Source organism: Paenibacillus caui (assembly GCF_019904135.1).
GTDB classification, from domain to species: Bacteria; Bacillota; Bacilli; order Paenibacillales; family Paenibacillaceae; genus Fontibacillus; species Fontibacillus caui.
Genome location: NZ_JAIOGQ010000004.1, coordinates 55190 through 73960, shown reverse-complemented (window position 1 = coordinate 73960; position 18771 = coordinate 55190). Strand labels below are relative to the sequence as shown.

Below are 18771 nucleotides of genomic sequence, written 5' to 3'. Positions count from 1 at the left end.
AGAACCACCCTAATTATACAAAGCTTTCTTGGATTCAATCCTTTTTTTCATTCGTATCACGGTTCCTTTGCCCATTTCGCTTGTGACGCCGAATTCATCCATGAAATTCTCCATAATGGTAAATCCCATGCCCGATCGCTCCAGCTCGGGTTTGGAGGTATACAGCGGCTGCTGCGCCAGTTCCAAATCCTCAATCCCGCGTCCTTTGTCCTCGACAGTCAGGAGAATCGTATCGTCCTCAATTTCGGCGGCGATGGTGATCACCCCGTTCGGATCGCTGTCATAGCCGTGAATAATGCTGTTCGTTACAGCCTCCGATACTACGGTTTTGAGATCGGTAAGCTCATCCATCGTCGGATCGAGTTGAGAGACAAACGCAGCGACGGTAACTCTTGCGAACGATTCGTTTTCGGACCTTGCGGCAAACTGAAGAGTCATAAAATTACGATTTTCGCTCATAGCGCTACCTCCAATTCAGCGAGTGCATCGTGCTCATTTTCATAGATCGGCATAATCTTGAACAACCCGGACATTTCAAACAAACGGTACACGGGAGCATTCACGTGACACACCACCATCTGACCGCCTTTGTGCTTGATCAGCTTGTAGCGTCCAAGGATCACCCCAATACCCGAGCTGTCCATAAACTGAAGAGATTCCAGGCTAAGCACCAGATGGCGGCAGCGTCCGCGGGCAATTTCTTCATCAAGCCGCATGCGCACGCCATCGGCAGCATGATGATCAAGTTCACCGCTGAGCCGGACAATCAGCGTATCGCGGTGTTGTTCCATTTCAACATTCACCTTCATGTCTGTTCACTCCCTCCCTCTCATGAACACTCATTTCTACAAGGCAAAAGCGCATTCCTGCCCTCCGACAAAACTAGAAGAAAACTCCGATCAATCTACAAAAAACAGTTTGGATGTTGTCCGCTTAAACAGCTTCCACCAACCCGCCTTTTGAATATCTTCCGGCGCGTTAAGCTCAAATTCCTTCAGCACTTTGTCGCCCTGGTAGACGACGAGCTTACCGATAGGCTGACCGGCCTTGACCGGGGCTTTCACGGAATCGGGCATCACCACTTTGCTGGTAATTCCCGCAGGCTTCGTTCCTTTCTTGACCAGAATGTTGTAGGATTTGTCTGCCGGAATTTCAAGGATCGGTTTCTCACCTTTGGCGACTTTGACGCGTCCGATGATTTCACCGCTTTTGAACAGCGGCTGCATGGAGTATTGGGAGAATGCATAATCGAACATGGCGGAAACCTCGCTGTTGCGGGTCTTCGTATTGGGCTCGCCCAGTACGACAGCGATCAGGCGCATTCCGTCCCGTTTCGCCGTAGCCGACAAGCAGAACTTGGCTTCGGACGTATACCCGGTCTTGAGTCCGTCGGCACCGCTGTAGAAACGAACCAGCTTGTTTGTGTTTACAAGCCAAAACGGCCTTTCACTGTCCTTGCGCAAGTAATCCTGATAAGCCCCCGTATATTTTGTAATAAAATCATACTTGAGCAGTTCCCGGCTCATCACGGCAATATCGTTGGCAGAGGAATAGTGATCCGCCGCAGGCAGACCGTTCGGGTTTGCAAAATGAGTGTCTTTAAGACCAAGCTCCTCTGCCCTTTCGTTCATCATCTGTACAAATCCCGCTTCCGTGCCGCCAATATGTTCCGCAATCGCAACGGAGGCATCATTGCCCGAAGCCATGGCGATCCCTTTGAGCAGGTCATCTACCGTCATTTCTTCGCCCGGTTCCAGAAAGATTTGCGATCCGCCCATCGAAGCGGCGTTTTCGCTCGTCTTCACTTTGTCCGTCAGCTTAAGCATTCCTTTATCAATGGCTTCGGCGGTAAGCAGCATGGTCATGATCTTGGTGATGCTGGCAGGCGGAAGCTTCTCATGGCTTTTCTTCTCATAAATAATCGTTCCCGTGTCCGCATCCATCAGCATGGCTGAAACGGCATTTTCAGCGAGGCCCGCGGTGGCCGCATCTTCGGTCTGCGGCTTGTCGGCAGCCCAAACCTCATCGTTCCATCCCGGCACTCCGGCGAAAAGGGTGAAGGCCAGCATACTGATTAACAACCTTTTCTTCAAGGGTACTCCTCCTTTAATAGTTGCAGAACTAATCTTCTAACCTAGTATTCGCCGAAAGGATGGAAAATATTCCTACCTGGGACAAGAAAAAACCGCTGCCTATCCGGCAGCGGCTGTTATCATGACTAACGATTACATTTGCGGAATTACCGACAGCACCAGTCCCAGAAACTTCTCGCGGACTTGCTCCGTCGTTTCCATGACCTCATCATGGCAGAGCGGCTGGTCAAGAATGCCTGCCGCCATGTTGCTGATGCAGGAAATGCCGAGCACCTCGATGCCGGCATGGCGGGCTACAATGACTTCGGAGACGGTGGACATGCCGACGGCATCCGCCCCCATTGTACGAAGCATAACGATCTCCGCCGGAGTTTCATAGTTAGGGCCGAGCAGGCCGGCATACACGCCTTCCTGCAGCGGAATGTTCTTCTCTTCGGCGATGCCTTTCGCAATCCCGCGAAGGCGGCGGCTGTATGCCTCGGACATATCCGGAAAACGGGGACCGAAGGCAGCGTCATTAGGTCCGATCAGCGGATTGCGGCCGGTAAGATTCAAATGGTCGGATATCAGCATCAGATCGCCCGGATTGAACGAGGTGTTGATTCCACCGGCCGCGTTCGTAACAAGCAGCTTGTTCACGCCAAGTTCTTTCATCACGCGAACGGGGAACGCCGTAAGCTCGGGGCCGTAGCCTTCATACATATGGAAGCGGCCTTTCATGAGCACGACATCGACTCCGCAGGCCGAGCCGATCATCAGTTCTCCGGCGTGTCCTTCTACCGTAGATTTTGGAAAATGCGGAATATCTTCATACCGGATCGTTACGGCATCCTCTATAGAATCGGCCAGAATGCCCAGACCCGAGCCCAAAATGAGTCCGATTTCGGGTGAACGGCTGGTCTTCCCGCGGATATAGGCGCAAGCTTCCTGCACCATTTCATGATTCAATGTAAGCATGCAAATCCTCCCCTGTGCTTGCTGCCTGATTACAGCAGTTCTTTCAGAAAGCTCTGTCCATGCGGGGTTCCCTGAACCCCGAAATTGTCGGCGATTGTTGCAGCCAGATCGGAATAAGTGGAGCGAACGCCCAGGCTCCCCGGGTTGTTCAGTGAAGGTCCGTAAATCAGAATGGGCACATACTCACGGGTGTGGTCCGTGCCTGCATGGATCGGATCATTTCCGTGGTCAGCCGTGATAATCAGCAGATCATCCGGCCCTGTCGCCGCCATCAGTTCAGGCAGAGCACTGTCGAACACTTCCAGTGCGCCGGCATAGCCTTTCGGATCCCGGCGATGTCCGTACAGCGAATCAAAATCGACCAAATTCGTAAAGAGCAGCCCTGAAAAATCCTCCGGCATCAGCTTGAGCGTTTCCTCAATGCCGTGCTCATTGCTCTTCGTTGGGTAAGAACGGTTAATGCCTTCCCCCGAGAAAATATCGTTGATCTTGCCGACGGATACCACTTCCCAGCCGCCGTTCTTTAGCTCGTTCAGCACGGTTGGCTCAGGCGGCTTCACGGCGTAATCATGCCGGTTCGGCGTACGCTTCCAGCTGCCCGGAGCTCCGACAAACGGGCGGGCGATGACCCGGCCGACCGAATGCTCGGGCTCAAGCGTAAGGCGGCGTGCAATTTCGCACGCGCGGTACAGCTCTTCCAGCGGCACTACCTCTTCATGCGCCGCGATTTGGAAGACGCTGTCTGCCGAAGTGTACACAATAAATGCGCCCGTTCGCATATGCTCTTCGCCCAGCTCGTCCAAAATTTCTGTACCGGAAGCGGGCTTGTTGCCGATCGTCTTGCGCCCTGTCTCCTGCTCAAACCGGCTCATCAATTCCTCAGGGAAGCCGTTCGGATACGTTTGAAAAGGGGTGTCGATTTTTAGCCCCATCAGCTCCCAATGGCCTGTCATCGTATCCTTGCCTGCCGAAACCTCCGCCATTTTGCCATAGTAGCCGAGAGGCTTGTCCGCCGGCTTAACCGGCGGAATGGGAGCGATGTTCCCAAGTCCGAGCCACGCAAGATTCGGAAGCTCTGTTTCCGGATGGGTACTCAGAATATGTCCGAGCGTGTGCGAACCGGCATCCCCAAATTTGGGGGCATCCGGCAGTTCCCCGATGCCGACGCTGTCGAGGACGATCACCGTCATTTTTCTAAAGCGGGGATGTTTGTTTTGACTCATTACAACCACTCCTTCTGGCGAATACGGTTAGTTAATTCGTTATCCCAGTGTACCGAGTAAATCATACCGGCTACGGCCGGGATTCGTTCATTGCCGCTCTTGGATGGAACTTGTCATAAATCGCCTTGATATTGGCGCCTGGCTTGTTCAGATAGGCCTGGGTAGAGGAAATATCGGCATGGCCCATCAGCTCCTGAACGGCTTTCAGGTCGGCTCCTCCGCTAAGCAGATGGCTTGCAAAAGAGGACCTGAGCGTATGCGGTGTGATCTCCGTCTTGAGCCCTACGGCTTGGCCATATTTTTTTAGCGTTTTCCAAAAACCCTGTCTTGTAATGCGGCCCCCGAGCCGGTTCGGGAACAGGGCCCTCTCATCGGCGTCTTGAAGCATAGCCGGACGGCCTTCATTCAAATACCGCTCAAGCCACTCCCCGGTGTGGGGCGTAAACGGAACGATGCGTTCATGCCGGCTCCCTTCCCCGCAGCGGACAAAACGCAGCCTCAGGTCCACATCCTCCACATCGAGGCAAATCAGCTCCGACACCCGGATCCCCGTAGCATAAAGCAGCTCCAGCATGGCTTTATCCCGAAGCCCAAGCAGCGAGGAAGGATCGGGCCTGTCTAGCAGCAGGGCCGTTTCCTCAATCGAAAGCGGCTGAGCCGTCTTTCGCTCAGGTTTCGGAGACTCCAGATGGAGAAACGGATCCTGCCGGATCAAAAGCTCCCTTTGCAAGTATCTGAAAAAGGCGCGCAAGGAAACGGATGCTCTCGTAACGGTGGACGATGCCCTGCCCTGCTCCTTAAGTGCTGAAAAATATAGGATCAAGGTAGCTCTGGTTACCTGATCGAATGTCTGTATTTCCCGTTCCTGCAAAAAAACGATAAACTGCTCCAGATCTCTCCGGTAAGAAGACAGCGTTGCTTCGCTAAGCCCTTTGCGCTCGCTGAGGTCATGAATAAAAGCCGCAAGCCGGTTGTCCATCCCTGCCGCCTCCTTTCACCTAACTTCCTGATCAAGCCTGCCGAGGCAAGCCCAAACCGGTCTTTCGTCTATTCGCCAAGCCTGTAGTATATTTTCAGTCTCTCAAGCAGTCCCTCTTTGTCATCGCCCAGAACCGGCGTACCTCCGGCCTTAACGGCCGTCCCCTCGGGATTGTGATAAGGATCGGACGGCGATAACCAACTTTCGAACAAACCGAACAACTTGCTGAATACATATACCAGCACAAGGAAAACGAGCAAATACCGCAAGGAACGAAGCCACTTTCTTAAGCTGATAACCATGCTCTCCCTCTTTCTGTACCAGAATTTTGCTTTTCTGATGAGAGAAAAGTCTTTATTCCAGTATACAGGCCATTAACGGAGTTTATGTATGAGAGAGAACGAGCACATGCACCCAAAAAAGCTCCCGCCGGCCGTAACCGTGAGAGCTTGCAGCAGCACAGGTTTATGATGACTCGGGTGCGGAACCGCCACCGGAATTGTTGTCTTTATCCTTATCTTTATCCTTGTCTTTCGCTTTGCAGCGGAAGCAAATGCCGTGAAAATCAAGTCGGTGGTCGAGCACCGTAAAGTTGAACTCGCGTTCCAGCCTCTCCTCCAGAGGGCCCAGCCAGTCCTCACGGATTTCGTCCATGGCACCGCATTGCACGCATATGAGATGGTGATGATGATGTTTGGACGTATCTGTACGAAGATCGTATCTCGCTACCCCGTCTCCGAAATTGATCTTCTCCACAACATGAAGTTCGCTTAACAGCTCAAGGGTACGGTAAACGGTCGCCAGACCGATTTCTGGAGCTTTGTCCTTCACGAGCATGAAAACGTCCTCTGCGCTCAGATGGTCTTCTTCATTCTCCAGCAAAACCCTAACAGTGGCTTCCCTCTGGGGGGTCAGCTTATATCCGTGGGACTGCAATTGCTGTTTAATTTTGTCGATCCGTGCTTCCATCTTACCCCTCCCCCTCGGAAAAAGCCGAACCACTATTTTTATTGACCGCTTCTTTCATTATAGGGGGACTTATTCCTGGAAGTCAAACATTTTGCTAGAGAGCGGAAACGGAAGAAGCCTGCTCCAGCATAGGCGTTACCCAGCTCATCAACACCGGCGATACCCACGTTTCAAAGCAGGCTGCCCCGAGCAGAACAACCGACATCGACACGATCAAACCGGTATAAGAGAGAAAAGGCTCTGTAAAATTGCCCTGCCGGTGCAGCAGCACCCTGCTGCGAATAATGCCAAGCGAAAATTTCACAGCCGCAACACTGCTGATCAGCAGGACCGGAATTACAATCAAATTGTGCGGAGCCACCGAAACGAGCGCGAACAGGAGACCTTTCCAACTAAATTGGCCTACGAGGCAGCCTACCGTAAACCCGATCAATACGCCTTTCAGAAAGTCAAGAATCAGAATGCCGGGCAGCCCGATTACCGACAATCCAAACAGCCAAATCAGACCGAGCCATTTGAGCTGCAGAAGAGCAATCGGCCAAAATGAAGACTTCAGGTCCCCCGTATCCGTACCCAGGTTCAAAAAAAAGTCTCCAAGATACTTGGAAATATCCTGCTGCTGATCAAGGGTCAGCGCGTTGACCATGAGGGCTCCAAATACGACCCCCATCAATAACAGCACGGCAACGAAGGCATACAGCGGCGTCTGGTCTTTCAGCGTCCGGTGGATCATTTGAAACATTTGCCTTCTCCTCCCCATGTCCAAATTATGCTTAGAAATAGAATATGAACAAGAGAGAGAAGCTATGACACTCTAGGGGACGATCACCTTGCCGTAGGTTCCCCCGCCGCCGGACACCAGCCTGATACCCCCGGAGCGCGCCCCGGCAATGATGCTTGCCGGACCCGCGCCTGCGACATGCGCCAGCTCTTCCTCGGGAATCCGGTGCAAAATGTTCATTTCATTACCGAAAGCACAGATCAGCGCCTCCAGCTTGCGCTTGCCCAGCCCTGGAATAAATTCGAGCGGGATCTGGTAGCGGTAAGGAGGACGAAGCTCCGGAATATAGGGACCGCTGCGGTCCGAAATGGAGCGGATCCGGTCCAGAACACCGCGAACAATTTTGGAGCTGCCGCAATAGGGACAGCGATCAGTCGTATCCGATTGCTCGTCGATGATTTCGCCGCAGCCCGAACAGAACGTGCGGTGATATTTGCCAAGCCGCGGATCAAGGCCGTAATTGGCAAGCACCTGCCGGCCTTGCCGGCGTTTCAGCGCAAGTCTGAACTCCGCAAAGCTCGGTTCACGCATCAGAAGCTGATTGTATTCGCGGCCGATTTTCCCCGGCGAGTGGGCATCCGAGTTCGTCAGAAACGTAAAGCCGTCCAGTTCGCTAATCCACCCGGCCATTTCGGAATCCGCGCTCAGGCCAAGCTCCACGGCGTCGACAAGCGACATATCCAGCACATCGGACATCCGATCCGCCGCGCTGCCGTAAATGCTCCTGTGCGGCGTAAAAATGTGCGCGGGAACAAGGATCCCTCCGCGCTGCAGCACTTCCTCCTGAAGGCTTCTTGCCGGCGCGTGCAGCCGCTGTGTGCTGAGCCCGACGTTCTTCATCCGCTTCGCCAGCCAGTCCGTAAAGGAAGCCATATCCTCAAGGGTCGGCAGATAAACAAGCAGATGGGCCGGGCCCTGCCCCGGCTCGCGAATTTCGATTTCACTGCCAAGGAGGATGGTCGTATCCCGGTAGGCAATTCCCCCTCCTGCCAGCTCCTTCATTTCCCCGGAATCCAGACAAGCTGCAATATCCTCCTGAACGCCCGGCGCATGACAGTCGATAATGCCGATCAGCCCGATTCCTTTCCGCTCTGCCGCTTCCTTCGCGATATTGGCAAAGGTTAGATCGCGGCTTCCGGAAATTTTAACAGGGCTGCCTCCACCCGTGCGGCCAATATGGATATGCATATCCGCATAAAACGAGGATAGATGCTGCTCCATCAGGCCTCAGTCTTTCCAGCTGCCGCTGGCGAACTGCCACAAATAAACGGCAAGCAGTGTTTTGGCGTCGGCAATGCGGCCTTCCGCGATGAACTGCTGCGCCTCCTCCAGCGTCACTTTATGAATTTCCAGAAACTCGTCTTCATCCGGAGAGAAGGAGCCTGCCGTCAAATTTTCCGCCACATACAGATGAATGACCTCATCGGCAAATCCGGGCGAAGTATAGAACGAATGCAGCAGCCGGATGTTTCCGCAGCGGTATCCGGTTTCCTCCTCCAGCTCCCTGCGGGCCGCATCCATCGGGTCTTCGCCTTGTTCAAGCTTTCCCGCCGGAATCTCCAGCTCGCAGCGGCCCATAGCCTGGCGATACTGGTCCACAAGCAGCAGTTTACCTTCATGAACGGCGAGTACGGCGACGGCTCCCGGATGCTTGACGACTTCACGCGTCGCTTGAGTACCGTCCGGCAGTTCCACGGTATCAATTTGCAGCGAGATGATTTTCCCTTCAAAGATCGGGCGTGTGGACAGCCATTTTTCTTTCAAATGCTCGGAAGACGAATGATTCATGGATAAGCCTCCTTGGATATTGGAATTTTCTAATATGAATTCGGATCCGGCTGGACATGCATAACTTGTCCCAGACTTGCATATGGTCTAAATATCAAGATGATTGCAAAGGGGTTCTGACGATGAAAAGCTATATGGCACCGGGACATTTCCGTCTAACCGGAAAAGCGTGGCAAATCAGGCATCTCCTGAAACAATGGCGCGACAAAGCAGAGCCGGGAATCCTCCTTCAGGAATGGATCAGCCGAAACATTACGGCTGGCGCGAGCTCAAGCTAGGGTCGGCTCCTGGCAGGATATAAACAGCCCGCACCTGACAGGTACGGGCTATGATTGCTGCTTCACAAGCATGAGCTGGCTCTGAACGTAAGCCTGCTCAGCGGCTTGTCACAGCGGCTTCACGGATAATCTCCAGCACGAGGCTCGCCGCCTTCACGATGTCGTCGGCCTTGATCTGCTCCGACGTCGTATGGATATTTTCATACCCTACCGCCAGATTGACTGTAGGAATTCCGTGGCCGTTGAAGACATTGGCATCACTGCCCCCGCCTGATGCAAACGTCCGGCCCGACAAGCCAAGCTTAGTGGCTGCCTTTTGGGCCAGCTGGACAACCGCATCGCTATCGTCATGGCGAAAAGCCGGGTATACGATCCTGCTGTTTACTTTCCCGCGTGCTCCATAATCCCGGCAAGCCGATTCAACGGCTTCCTTCATGTCCGCGATCTGTTTCTCGACCTTCTCATTCACGATGCTGCGCGCTTCCGCGTACAGCTTCACATAATCCGGAACGATATTCGTGGCGCTGCCGCCTTCGAATTTGCCGATATTCGCCGTCGTTTCGCTGTCAATACGTCCCAGGTTCATGCGGGCAATCGCTTTTCCGGCAACCTGGATTGCACTGATGCCGTCTTCCGGATTCACTCCGGCATGTGCCGATTTCCCGTAAATTTCAATTTCAAGCTTGGCCTGGGTAGGGGCTGCGGTACAAATGGCGCCGACTTCGCCATTGGAATCGAGGGCATAGCCGTACTTCGCATCCAGATGCTTCGGATCCATCGCTCTGGAACCGGCAAGCGCCATTTCTTCCCCGACCGTAATGACGAACTGGATTTGTCCATGCGGCAGCTCCTTCTCCTTCAGTACCTGAATGACTTCCAGCAGCGAGGCAAGTCCCGCTTTGTCGTCGGATCCGAGAATCGTCGTCCCGTCGCTGCGAATCCAGCCATCCTCACTGATGACAGGCTTGATGCCCTTGCCCGGCGTCACGGTATCCATATGGCAGGTGAAAAAGATGGGATCAGCCTGAGCCGATCCGCTGGCCGGCAATGTCGCAATCAGATTGCCTGCGCCATGACCGGTCACAGACTGCGACTCGTCCTCCACAACACTTAAGCCGAGCTCCGTAAATGTTTGCTTGAGCAAATCCGCAATTTGACGTTCCTGTGTCGTTTCGCTGTCAACCTGCACCAAATCAAGAAACAGCTGAATCAATCGGTCCTTTACGATCACTTTACTTTCCCCGCTTTCTTATTTACGATAAAATATAATGGCGATCCTGTAAATCAGGCTGCGTTTCTTATAAGCATAAATTAAGTATAAAGGTAAGGAGTTCTCTCATGCCAAAAAAATGGATGAAATTATTTGTCTATCTAATGCTGATTGCTATTGTAGGCTCGGCGCTGATTGCGCTGATCGAACCGTTTGTTTTCCGGTAAAAGGCACATAAAAGGCAAAAGCGGCCCCTTCAAGCTTCTTTGCCTTTTTCTATTTCAAGGATCCGGCTTCCTCCCATACAGGTTCAAACCGGAACAATTCCGCGAACAGCGGGACGATTTCCCGGGCAACCTGACCGACTTCAAATGTCCCGCCGGTGCATGCCTCCAGCGAGGTGACGCCGTAGTCCTGAATCCCGCATGGAATAATCCCCCGAAAGCCTTCGTTCTCGATCCCCGCTTTGATGTTGAAGGCAAATCCGTGGCTTGCCACAAATCCCCGCCGATGCGGGCATTTGTTGAATTTCACGCCAATTGCGCAAATTTTCCGGTCCCCGACCCACACCCCGGTCAATCCTTCTTTTCGGCCTGCTTCAACCCCGTGTACTGCCAGATAATTGATGACGACCTGCTCCAGATCCCGCAAATATCCGCGCAAATCCAGCCCTTTAGCCCCGTCCAGCCAAATAATCGGGTATCCGACAAGCTGGCCGGGGCCATGATACGTAATATCGCCTCCCCGGTCGATCTCAAACACGGAGATCCCCTGCTTTTTGAGCTCCTCGGGGCTTAGCAGGAGATGTTCCGGATGACGCTGGGAACCAATTGTATAAGTTGGCGGATGCTGAAGAAGCAGCAGGTGCTCCTGCTGCTCTTCACGGCCCACTTCCTTGACCAGCTGCTTCTGTTGTTCCCAAGCCTCACTATAATCCATCAATGGAATATAATTCACTTTCAGCTCTCTCGTCATGAATGTAGCCTTCTTTCTGCGCTCTAGAATCAGTAAAGTTTAGTATCCGGTGAGTAGCTTTCCAGATTGTCTTTCACCCGCTGCATAAAGCGGCCACAGATGACGCCGTCCAGAATCCGGTGATCCAGAGACAAACACATATTGGCCATGGAGCGGACTGCGATCATATCGTCGATGACAACGGGCTTTTTGACGATTGATTCAAAGGTCAAAATCGCTGCCTGAGGATAATTGATGATCGGCTGCGACAAAATCGAACCGAAAGACCCTGTATTGTTCACCGTAAAGGTTCCGCCCTGCATGTCATCCAGCTTCAGTTTGCCTTCGCGTGTTTTGCGGGCAAGCTCCTCCACTTCGCGGGCAAGACCGGCGATATTTTTCTGATCGGCTTTTTTGATGACGGGCGTCATGACGGAATCTTCCGTGCCTACCGCCAGCGAAATATTGATATCGCGCTTCACGATAATTTTGTCCACGGCCCAAATTGAGTTCATAATCGGGTAATCCTTGATCGCGTTCACGACCGCTTTAAGCAGAAAGGCGAGGTAAGTCAAATTAATGCCTTCGTTGCGGTAAAATTCATCCTTCAGCTTATTGCGAAGGTGCACCAGATTGGTAACGTCGACTTCGATCATCATCCAGCCATGCGGAATTTCGGAAACGCTTTGGCGCATTCTTGTGGCAATCGTATTTCTGACCGGCGTTACATCGATAAAATATTCCGATTTCCCGCCTTCCACTTCAACCGTCGGGATTTTAGGCGTCTCCATCAGGTGCAGGCCCGAATGGCGCACCTGGTCGAGCGACGGATTCGGCTGCTCAGAAGCTGCAGCCGGAACTTGCGCCGGAGCCGGGGCCACGGATGCTGCGGCCGCATGAGTGCCCGCTTGAACGGCAGAAGCAGCCTGATCAGCCTGCCGGCCGGGAGCAGCAGGCTGTCCCGCCGGAACGACTGAACCGCCGCGATCGATAAACGCCAGCACATCCTTGCGGGTGATTCTTCCGCCAAGGCCGGTCCCCGTTACCTGCTGCAAATTGATTCCGTGCTCTGCGGCCAGCGACTGAACCGCCGGGGAATAGCGAAACCGCTGGCTCTGATCCTGGGAGGCAGCCTGAGCGGATGCGTCCTGCCCAACCGTTCCCGCCCCGGTTGGAGCAGGAGCAGCATGCCCTGCGGTTTGCGTTTCCGTATGGATGACGCAAATGACATCACCGACGTTCACCGTCTCCCCTTCTTCGGCGCGCAGTTCTCCCATCACGCCGTCAAATGTAGAAGGAATTTCCGCGTTCACTTTATCTGTAATCACTTCGCAAATGGGCTCATACTGCTCTACCGCATCGCCCGGTTTCTTCAGCCATTTGCCGATTGTCGCAGATACGAGAGATTCTGCAAGCTGCGGCATCACGACTTCGATCGACTGCTTGGTTGATGACATATTTTCACTCCTGTCTGCAGCTTTTGGAAGGGAGCATGGCAGCTCCCAGGCCGCTTTGGGTCTTGTTGCAGCTTCACATGAAATCAAAGCCGTCCACCCGGGACGGCGAGAACGAACTGCTTGCTAGTACAATGCAAGTTCAAGCATCGCTTCTTTGACTTTATCTTTGTTGAGCAAAAAGAACTTCTCCATCGGCGGACTGATCGGCATAGCCGGCACATCCGGCCCGCACAGCCGCCTGATCGGAGCATCCAGATCGAACAGGCACTCCTCGGAAATAATAGCCGATACTTCGCCCCCGACGCCGCCGGTCTTGTTGTCTTCATGGATGATCAGCACCTTGCCGGTCAGGCGGGCCGCAGCAATGATCGCTTCCCGGTCCAGCGGCTGCAGCGTGCGAAGATCAAGAATATGGGAGCTGATGCCATGCTCCGCTTCCAGTTCTTCGGCTGCCTGCATGGCAAAATGCAGCGGCAGGCTGTACCCGATGACCGTAATATCATCGCCCTCCCGCAGCACATTCGCTTTGCCCAAAGGCACAATATAATCGTCCTCCGGCACATCTTCCTTGATCAGCTTATAGCATTTCTTGTTCTCGAAGAACAGCACCGGATCCGGATCGCGCACGGCTGCCTTAAGCAGCCCTTTGGCGTCGTACGCCGAATACGGGGCAACAATCTTTAGTCCCGGTGTGCCGAAGAAGATCGACTCCGGGCATTGCGAGTGGTACAGTCCCCCGAATATGCCGCCGCCGATCGGCGCGCGGACCACAAGCGGACAGTTCCAGTCGTTGTTGGAGCGGTAGCGGATTTTTGCCGCTTCGCTAATAATCTGATTCGTGGCCGGAAGCATGAAGTCCGAATATTGCATTTCGGCAATCGGCCGCATTCCGTACATGGCCGCACCGATCGCAACACCGGCAATAGCGGATTCGGAAAGCGGCGTGTCCAGGACGCGCTGTTCGCCAAACTGCTCCTGCAAGCCCTTGGTCGTCGTAAACACGCCGCCTTTGACTCCGACGTCTTCGCCCAGCACAAATACCCGTTCGTCAAGCTCCATTTCTTCTTTCATGGCCAGGCGAATGGCATCAATGTATTCCATAACCGGCATTTTACTTTTCCTCCCCTTCGTCGGCATACACATGCAGCAGCGTATCTTCCGGTTTCGGGAAAGGAGCCCGGTCCGCATATTCGATAGCTTCCTTTAACTGTTCCGCCAGCTCTTTCGACAGCGCCGCATCCTGTTCCTCGCTCCACAGGCCGCATTCGATCAAATATTGTTTAAATCTCGGAATGCCGTCCTTCTTCCGGTTTTCCTCCACTTCTTCCTTCGTACGGTAAGCCAGATCATTATCGGACGTGGAGTGTGGAGATAAACGATACAGCATCGCTTCAATCAGCGTAGGGCCTTCGCCTCGGACTGCGCGTTCCCTTGCTTCCTTCACTGCGGCGAACACTTCAAAAGCGTCATTACCGTCAACGCGCACACCCGGAAAACCATATCCAAGCGCGCGGTCGCTCACTTTCCCGGCAAGCTGTTTGTGGATGGGCACCGATATCGCGTACTGGTTGTTCTCGCACATGATGATGACAGGCAGCTTTTGCACGCCGGCAAAGTTGCAGCCCTCGTGAAAATCACCCTGATTGCTTGAGCCTTCGCCAAAGGTCACGAAAGAAACAACATCCTTCTTCTGCATTTTGGCGGCAAGCGCGAAGCCGACCGCATGGGGAACCTGGGTCGTGACCGGGCTTGACCCCGTTACAATCCGCAGCCGCTTTGAGCCGAAGTGTCCCGGCATCTGCCGGCCACCGCTGTTCGGGTCTTCCGCTTTGGCGAAGGAGGACAGCATCAATTCCTTCAGCGTCATCCCGACAGCCAAAACAAAACCGTAATCCCGGTAGTAAGGGAGAAAATAATCCCGCTCACGATCCAGCGCAAATGCGGCAGCAACCTGCGCAACTTCCTGACCGATGCCGGAAACGTGAAAATTAATTTTCCCCGCCCGCTGCAGCAGCAAAATCCGTTCATCTAACTTGCGTGCGAGCAGCATATATTTGTACATTTCGACGACTTTCTGATCTGAAAGCCCCAGCTGCTCATGTTTTAACTTTTGCTCTAAAGGAGTTTTTGCATTCATAGGGAGTTTCCTCCATTCCTAATTTGGCCTTTTTACCTTGCGCTTCTTCTTTGTTGGTTAACGGCCCAGGTAGAGCCAAGAATGATCCCCGTATCTTTAATACCTATATCTTAAAACCTGGTACTAAGACTTGGGCTAACTCTATTATAATCCCTTTCGAAGCAAAAAGAAAATATTACTTCCGGCTGCTTAGTCAGATGCCCATGGAAAGTCCATCTACAGCCAAAGCAGCCTCTCCCATAATTTCGCCCAGCGTTGGGTGCGCGTGCACCGTCCGCGAAATTTCCCACGGGGTTGCATCCAGCACCTGGGCTAGTGCCGCTTCCCCGATCAAATCGGTTACGTGGGGGCCGATCATATGAACGCCGACAATGTCGCCGCTGTCGCCATCCTCGATGATTTTCACGAACCCGTCCTTCTCGCCGTATACCAAAGCCTTGCCGATTGCGGAGAACGGAAATTTTCCGATTTTAAGCTTCATCCCTTTTTCCCTTGCTTCCTGTTCGGTCATTCCGACCGAGGCTACCTCCGGACGCGTGTATACACAGCGCGGAACAAACAAAGGATTGTACTTGTGGGAAGGCTCGCCGGCCAGATGCTCTACGGCTGCGATCCCTTCGTGGCTGGCAACATGCGCAAGCTGCAGCCCTCCGATGCAGTCGCCAATAGCATAGATATGGGGTTCCGTTGTCTGCATATGATCGTTAACGCGGATAAAACCGTCTTTAAGCGCAATATCGGTGTTTTCCAGGCCAATTTCCTCCACGTTTGCCTGCCGGCCGATGGACAACAGCAATTTTTCCGCCGAAAGCAGAATCTCTCCCTCGTCCAGGCGGGCTGTAACAGACACGGCTCCCGCTTCGGTCTTGAGCGTTTCCGGAAGGATCATGGCGCCTGTAAGTACCGTAATTCCCCGCCGTTCAAGCAGCGTCCTGAGCTCCCGAGCTATGTCCTGATCCTCGTTCGGCAACAGCTGCGAAGCGGCCTCGACAACCGTTACCTCTACGCCAAAATCCTTCAGCATGGAGGCCCACTCCACTCCGATCACACCGCCGCCGACAATGACCATCGACTTTGGAAGGGACGACATTTCAAGCGCTTCATCGCTGCTCAAAATAAACTCGCCGTCCGGAGCAAGACCCGGCAGCATTTTGGGACGCGAACCGGTCGCGATGATCAGATTCGCGGGGACGATCGTCTCCATCTCTCCATCCTCCAGCTCTACGGCCAGTGCACCGCTCTTCGGGGAAAAGATGGACGGCCCGATAATCCGGCCCCTGCCCTGGATGACCTTGATTTTATGCTTCCGCATTAAATATTGGACACCTTTGTGGAGCTGATCCACAATCGCGGCTTTCCGCTTTTGCACCTTCGGAAAAGCAAGCGAAACTCCTTTCGTTTCAATGCCATAGCTTTCGCTGTCCTTCATCTGGGCATACAGTTCGGCGCTTCGCAGCAAGCTTTTGCTTGGTATGCAGCCTTTATGCAGACAAGTTCCCCCCAGCTTGTCCTGCTCCACAACAATAACGTCCTTCCCCAATTGGGCGGCCCGAATCGCCGCTATGTATCCTCCTGTACCGCCGCCAAGAACGGCCACATCACAGTTGATCGACATGTTTGTCATCCTCCACTCAAGGTCTATTGTTAATTAGTTCTTTTCTTTTTTATTCATAAAGCGCATCCCGCAGCTTGCTGGACATTCTGGGCGCTTTGCCCTGCCATTTAAGCAGCGCCTTGCGCAGCCGCTTGTTCTCAGCTGCCAGTTCACCTATCTCCCGGTACAGCCCAGCAATCAGCAGCCGCGTTTCTTCATTCCATTCAGGGTGGGCCGAAAGCTGTTTCGCAAGGAAATCGTCTTTCGGCTCCAGATCCGTTAGGTCTATTTGCATCCTTACACCTTCTTTGTCTGGTCTCGTCCAATACGATATTTTACCACAAGTAGAAACGGCAAAGCCGTCCTTTTGACAACCGCTCTGAAATTGAATGAAAGGACGTCCGCCGAATGTTAAAGTTGTCAGTGTTCAGTTTACGAATATATAATCAGTTATACAAGCTGTTCAGACGAAAAATCTGGAACTAGACCTAATCAAGGAGATCAACCTGATGAAATACGATGCCATCCTCCGATTTATTGCTGCTGTCGTTCTCTTTACGTTTGTTGCTTTTGTTCAGGATTACCCTTGGGCCGTTACCCTGTTCACGGCAGCCGGCATTTATGCCGCCGTCACCGGTTTATCGAAAATCATGAATTTCGGACGCCGGAGGCCTTAAGGGGGCCTTGTTTGCCAGTACAAAGAACACGAAAAACGCCTTGTCAGAAGCTACTCTGCAGGCAAGGCGTTTGTTGTTAAAGAATGCGAATTAACTGCTTGTTTCCTTGGGCATGGCAGCCGTATCCCGCTCGACAAAATACCGGTTGGTCATATAATGAGCGGGGCCCTTTGGCGTATCGACAAGCCCCTTTTTACTATCCAGAAAAACAATCTCATTACACTTGCTGCAATACCACTTCGTTCTCTTCAGCGATGAATTCGTCAAATAAGAAGCGCCGCACTTACATTCTACCTTGATTAATAATTCGTTTTTTTTGTAAGCGCTTGAGAGTTGTTGCTGTTGATTCAGATTCGGCAGTGCCTGAACAGGCAAAATCGCTTCCTGATAACTGGAGTACTTGTTATGTACCTTGAAATCTGCCACCAGTTCGGGGTTGAGCCCGAAAAATTCCTGCCCGATTTCGGTCAAGAACTTGCTGCCGTCCCTGTAACAGTTCATCCACGTTTTGATCTGGTCAGGCGATAAAGGAACGGTGCCTTTGATACCGCTGTTCAAGGTGTAAGTCATGATGTAAAGCGTATCATTCTGTTTGTTTGGTTGCATTACTATCCTCCTTTGATCATCAGATACTGTACTACATTTTGCGGGTAAAAACAAAATCTCCTCTTCTCCTAAAATAAACTTTTCTGACCAGCCATAAACATAAGGGCGGCTTTTATCCATATTATGAATTATTGCCGGCAAATATACAAATCTCTCTTTATGCTAGTTATACCAAAAAAATCCCCTGAGCCGGTTACTTGAGAACCAGTCAGGGGAGTAAATGATTTTCTGTTAACGATTTTTCATCCAGTCCGGTTTGGAGAAGCCTTTAAACTTGTCGTCAATCACTTTCTCAAAATCCGCAGATTCGACAACTTCCTTCAAATCCTTGGCAAGCTGGCTATCCGCTTCATCGGTGCGGACAACAACCTGGTTCCGGTAATTTTCAGGCATATTCTCCAGCTTGAGCGCAGTGGTCAAATCCAGTTTGGCGGCCAGAGCAAAGTTTCCGGGAATGGCAACCACATCGGCGCTGTCCAAAGTACGGGCAAGCTGCGCCCCTTCAATCGGCTCGATTTTAAAATTGTGCGGATTGTCCGTAACGTCTTTCTCGGAAGCCGTTGCCGGATCAATATTCGGATTCACTTTTACGAGACCGGCATCCTGAAGCAGTCCGAGCGTCCGGGCCAAATTGGTCGGATCGTTGGCGACCGCAATTGTGCTTCCGTCCGCGATTTGGTCAATCGAAGTGAATTTTTTGGAATAGATGCCCATTGGCGCCGTTGGAACGCTGATCAGGGCGGTCAAGTCCATTTTGTTGTCCTCGGCAAATTTCTTCATATAAACAATATGCTGGAACAGATTGGCGTCCAGTGATTTGTTGGCCAGGTTTTTGTTCGGCTGGATGTAGTCGTTGAACTCCACCACTTCAATTTTGTAGCCTTTCTTCTCCAGCAGCGGCTTAATTGCTTGGTTCACCATATCGCTGTATGGGCCTACAGTTGCCCCGATCTTGATGTTCTTGCTGTCTCCGCCGGAAGCGCCTTTACCGCCGCATGCAGCGAGCAGCACGGCAACAATAGCAAGCAGCAGCGATGCTTTCAACCATTTTTTCATTTCGTTTCTCTC

General features: G+C 52.6%; 23 protein-coding genes. 3 read left to right on the top strand and 20 right to left on the bottom strand.

Translation table 11 applies throughout. The features are described 5' to 3' along the window. Positions 1 to 9: 9 nt before the first annotated feature. The 11 genes from spoIIAB to K7397_RS03580 form a co-directional block, all read right to left on the bottom strand. The gene (spoIIAB, locus tag K7397_RS03630) at positions 10 to 459 is read right to left on the bottom strand and encodes an anti-sigma F factor (protein ID WP_223066584.1); all 450 of its coding nucleotides are present in this window, start codon (positions 457 to 459) and stop codon (positions 10 to 12) included. After that, positions 456 to 809, bottom strand: a complete 354-nt coding sequence (gene spoIIAA, locus K7397_RS03625) for an anti-sigma F factor antagonist (RefSeq protein ID WP_223066583.1) — start codon at positions 807 to 809, stop codon at positions 456 to 458. Before spoIIAA ends, spoIIAB begins: the two co-directional genes overlap by 4 nt. A 90-nt stretch (positions 810 to 899) precedes the next feature. Beyond that, positions 900 to 2093: a D-alanyl-D-alanine carboxypeptidase family protein gene (locus K7397_RS03620; protein ID WP_420488744.1), complete on the bottom strand. Its 1194-nt coding sequence runs from the start codon at positions 2091 to 2093 to the stop codon at positions 900 to 902. A 132-nt stretch (positions 2094 to 2225) separates the two neighbouring features. Beyond that, on the bottom strand, positions 2226 to 3050 hold the full coding sequence (locus K7397_RS03615) for a purine-nucleoside phosphorylase (protein WP_223066582.1): 825 nt from the start codon (positions 3048 to 3050) through the stop codon (positions 2226 to 2228). 29 nt (positions 3051 to 3079) lie between these two features. Beyond that, entirely contained in the window at positions 3080 to 4273 is a 1194-nt protein-coding gene (gene deoB, locus K7397_RS03610) for a phosphopentomutase (protein WP_223066581.1), read from the bottom strand. Positions 4274 to 4343: 70 nt separating this feature from the next. Next, a complete protein-coding gene (locus tag K7397_RS03605; RefSeq protein WP_223066580.1) occupies positions 4344 to 5252 on the bottom strand; it encodes a tyrosine recombinase in 909 nt (302 codons plus the stop codon). Positions 5253 to 5320: 68 nt separating this feature from the next. Beyond that, positions 5321 to 5554, bottom strand: a complete 234-nt coding sequence (locus K7397_RS03600) for a DUF4227 family protein (RefSeq protein WP_223066579.1) — start codon at positions 5552 to 5554, stop codon at positions 5321 to 5323. Between the two features lie 163 nt (positions 5555 to 5717). After that, positions 5718 to 6221, bottom strand: a complete 504-nt coding sequence (gene fur, locus K7397_RS03595; protein WP_223066578.1) for a ferric iron uptake transcriptional regulator — start codon at positions 6219 to 6221, stop codon at positions 5718 to 5720. Positions 6222 to 6315: 94 nt separating this feature from the next. Beyond that, positions 6316 to 6963, bottom strand: coding sequence for a stage II sporulation protein M (gene spoIIM, locus K7397_RS03590; protein WP_237690645.1), 648 nt, complete (start codon positions 6961 to 6963; stop codon positions 6316 to 6318). Positions 6964 to 7035: 72 nt separating this feature from the next. Beyond that, positions 7036 to 8223, bottom strand: coding sequence for an endonuclease Q family protein (locus tag K7397_RS03585; RefSeq protein WP_223066577.1), 1188 nt, complete (start codon positions 8221 to 8223; stop codon positions 7036 to 7038). A 6-nt stretch (positions 8224 to 8229) separates the two neighbouring features. Beyond that, positions 8230 to 8790 (bottom strand): NUDIX hydrolase, encoded by a 561-nt coding sequence (locus K7397_RS03580; RefSeq protein ID WP_223066576.1) that lies wholly within the window; start codon positions 8788 to 8790, stop codon positions 8230 to 8232. 122 nt (positions 8791 to 8912) lie between these two features. On the opposite strand from K7397_RS03580, the gene mciZ reads away from it, so the two are divergent. Then, positions 8913 to 9068, top strand: coding sequence for a Z-ring formation inhibitor MciZ (mciZ, locus tag K7397_RS03575; RefSeq protein ID WP_223066575.1), 156 nt, complete (start codon positions 8913 to 8915; stop codon positions 9066 to 9068). Between the two features lie 97 nt (positions 9069 to 9165). Here the strand turns inward: mciZ and K7397_RS03570 are convergent, their stop codons facing one another. Then, complete coding sequence (locus K7397_RS03570) at positions 9166 to 10299, bottom strand: M20/M25/M40 family metallo-hydrolase (protein ID WP_223066574.1); 1134 nt, start codon at positions 10297 to 10299, stop codon at positions 9166 to 9168. Positions 10300 to 10406: 107 nt separating this feature from the next. Here K7397_RS03570 and prli42 point away from each other — a divergent pair, with 107 nt between their 5' ends. After that, complete coding sequence (gene prli42, locus K7397_RS03565) at positions 10407 to 10505, top strand: stressosome-associated protein Prli42 (protein WP_223066573.1); 99 nt, start codon at positions 10407 to 10409, stop codon at positions 10503 to 10505. A 49-nt stretch (positions 10506 to 10554) separates the two neighbouring features. Here the strand turns inward: prli42 and lipB are convergent, their stop codons facing one another. The 6 genes from lipB to K7397_RS03535 all read right to left on the bottom strand — a co-directional run bounded on the left by lipB (position 10555) and on the right by K7397_RS03535 (position 16715). Next, positions 10555 to 11253 (bottom strand): lipoyl(octanoyl) transferase LipB, encoded by a 699-nt coding sequence (gene lipB, locus K7397_RS03560; protein ID WP_223066572.1) that lies wholly within the window; start codon positions 11251 to 11253, stop codon positions 10555 to 10557. A 29-nt stretch (positions 11254 to 11282) separates the two neighbouring features. Next, the gene (locus K7397_RS03555) at positions 11283 to 12689 is read right to left on the bottom strand and encodes a dihydrolipoamide acetyltransferase family protein (protein ID WP_223066571.1); all 1407 of its coding nucleotides are present in this window, start codon (positions 12687 to 12689) and stop codon (positions 11283 to 11285) included. Positions 12690 to 12812: 123 nt separating this feature from the next. Beyond that, positions 12813 to 13799, bottom strand: a complete 987-nt coding sequence (locus K7397_RS03550) for an alpha-ketoacid dehydrogenase subunit beta (protein ID WP_223066570.1) — start codon at positions 13797 to 13799, stop codon at positions 12813 to 12815. Position 13800: 1 nt separating this feature from the next. Continuing rightward, a complete protein-coding gene (locus tag K7397_RS03545) occupies positions 13801 to 14826 on the bottom strand; it encodes a thiamine pyrophosphate-dependent dehydrogenase E1 component subunit alpha (protein WP_223066569.1) in 1026 nt (341 codons plus the stop codon). Between the two features lie 193 nt (positions 14827 to 15019). Beyond that, a complete protein-coding gene (gene lpdA, locus K7397_RS03540) occupies positions 15020 to 16441 on the bottom strand; it encodes a dihydrolipoyl dehydrogenase (protein WP_223066568.1) in 1422 nt (473 codons plus the stop codon). A 49-nt stretch (positions 16442 to 16490) separates the two neighbouring features. Continuing rightward, the gene (locus K7397_RS03535; protein WP_223066567.1) at positions 16491 to 16715 is read right to left on the bottom strand and encodes a hypothetical protein; all 225 of its coding nucleotides are present in this window, start codon (positions 16713 to 16715) and stop codon (positions 16491 to 16493) included. 214 nt (positions 16716 to 16929) lie between these two features. Here K7397_RS03535 and K7397_RS03530 point away from each other — a divergent pair, with 214 nt between their 5' ends. Further along, positions 16930 to 17097 (top strand): hypothetical protein, encoded by a 168-nt coding sequence (locus tag K7397_RS03530; protein WP_223066566.1) that lies wholly within the window; start codon positions 16930 to 16932, stop codon positions 17095 to 17097. 90 nt (positions 17098 to 17187) lie between these two features. Here the strand turns inward: K7397_RS03530 and K7397_RS03525 are convergent, their stop codons facing one another. Together K7397_RS03525 and K7397_RS03520 are read right to left on the bottom strand one after the other, a co-directional pair. Beyond that, complete coding sequence (locus K7397_RS03525; protein WP_223066565.1) at positions 17188 to 17703, bottom strand: hypothetical protein; 516 nt, start codon at positions 17701 to 17703, stop codon at positions 17188 to 17190. Between the two features lie 231 nt (positions 17704 to 17934). Then, positions 17935 to 18759: a MetQ/NlpA family ABC transporter substrate-binding protein gene (locus tag K7397_RS03520; protein ID WP_223066563.1), complete on the bottom strand. Its 825-nt coding sequence runs from the start codon at positions 18757 to 18759 to the stop codon at positions 17935 to 17937. Between the last annotated feature and the right edge of the window lie 12 nt (positions 18760 to 18771).

Bases quoted from the DNA above. Each gene is read 5' to 3' on its own strand.
- spoIIAB (WP_223066584.1), bottom strand. From the start codon at position 459: ATGAGCGAAAATCGTAATTTTATGACTCTTCAGTTTGCCGCAAGGTCC.
- spoIIAA (WP_223066583.1), bottom strand. From the start codon at position 809: ATGAAGGTGAATGTTGAAATGGAACAACACCGCGATACGCTGATTGTC.
- K7397_RS03615 (WP_223066582.1), bottom strand. From the start codon at position 3,050: ATGCTTACATTGAATCATGAAATGGTGCAGGAAGCTTGCGCCTATATC.
- deoB (WP_223066581.1), bottom strand. From the start codon at position 4,273: ATGAGTCAAAACAAACATCCCCGCTTTAGAAAAATGACGGTGATCGTC.
- K7397_RS03605 (WP_223066580.1), bottom strand. From the start codon at position 5,252: ATGGACAACCGGCTTGCGGCTTTTATTCATGACCTCAGCGAGCGCAAA.
- K7397_RS03600 (WP_223066579.1), bottom strand. From the start codon at position 5,554: ATGGTTATCAGCTTAAGAAAGTGGCTTCGTTCCTTGCGGTATTTGCTC.
- fur (WP_223066578.1), bottom strand. From the start codon at position 6,221: ATGGAAGCACGGATCGACAAAATTAAACAGCAATTGCAGTCCCACGGA.
- spoIIM (WP_237690645.1), bottom strand. From the start codon at position 6,963: ATGTTTCAAATGATCCACCGGACGCTGAAAGACCAGACGCCGCTGTAT.
- K7397_RS03585 (WP_223066577.1), bottom strand. From the start codon at position 8,223: ATGGAGCAGCATCTATCCTCGTTTTATGCGGATATGCATATCCATATT.
- K7397_RS03580 (WP_223066576.1), bottom strand. From the start codon at position 8,790: ATGAATCATTCGTCTTCCGAGCATTTGAAAGAAAAATGGCTGTCCACA.
- mciZ (WP_223066575.1), top strand. From the start codon at position 8,913: ATGAAAAGCTATATGGCACCGGGACATTTCCGTCTAACCGGAAAAGCG.
- prli42 (WP_223066573.1), top strand. From the start codon at position 10,407: ATGCCAAAAAAATGGATGAAATTATTTGTCTATCTAATGCTGATTGCT.
- lipB (WP_223066572.1), bottom strand. From the start codon at position 11,253: ATGACGAGAGAGCTGAAAGTGAATTATATTCCATTGATGGATTATAGT.
- K7397_RS03555 (WP_223066571.1), bottom strand. From the start codon at position 12,689: ATGTCATCAACCAAGCAGTCGATCGAAGTCGTGATGCCGCAGCTTGCA.
- K7397_RS03550 (WP_223066570.1), bottom strand. From the start codon at position 13,799: ATGCCGGTTATGGAATACATTGATGCCATTCGCCTGGCCATGAAAGAA.
- K7397_RS03545 (WP_223066569.1), bottom strand. From the start codon at position 14,826: ATGAATGCAAAAACTCCTTTAGAGCAAAAGTTAAAACATGAGCAGCTG.
- lpdA (WP_223066568.1), bottom strand. From the start codon at position 16,441: ATGTCGATCAACTGTGATGTGGCCGTTCTTGGCGGCGGTACAGGAGGA.
- K7397_RS03535 (WP_223066567.1), bottom strand. From the start codon at position 16,715: ATGCAAATAGACCTAACGGATCTGGAGCCGAAAGACGATTTCCTTGCG.
- K7397_RS03530 (WP_223066566.1), top strand. From the start codon at position 16,930: ATGAAATACGATGCCATCCTCCGATTTATTGCTGCTGTCGTTCTCTTT.
- K7397_RS03525 (WP_223066565.1), bottom strand. From the start codon at position 17,703: ATGCAACCAAACAAACAGAATGATACGCTTTACATCATGACTTACACC.
- K7397_RS03520 (WP_223066563.1), bottom strand. From the start codon at position 18,759: ATGAAAAAATGGTTGAAAGCATCGCTGCTGCTTGCTATTGTTGCCGTG.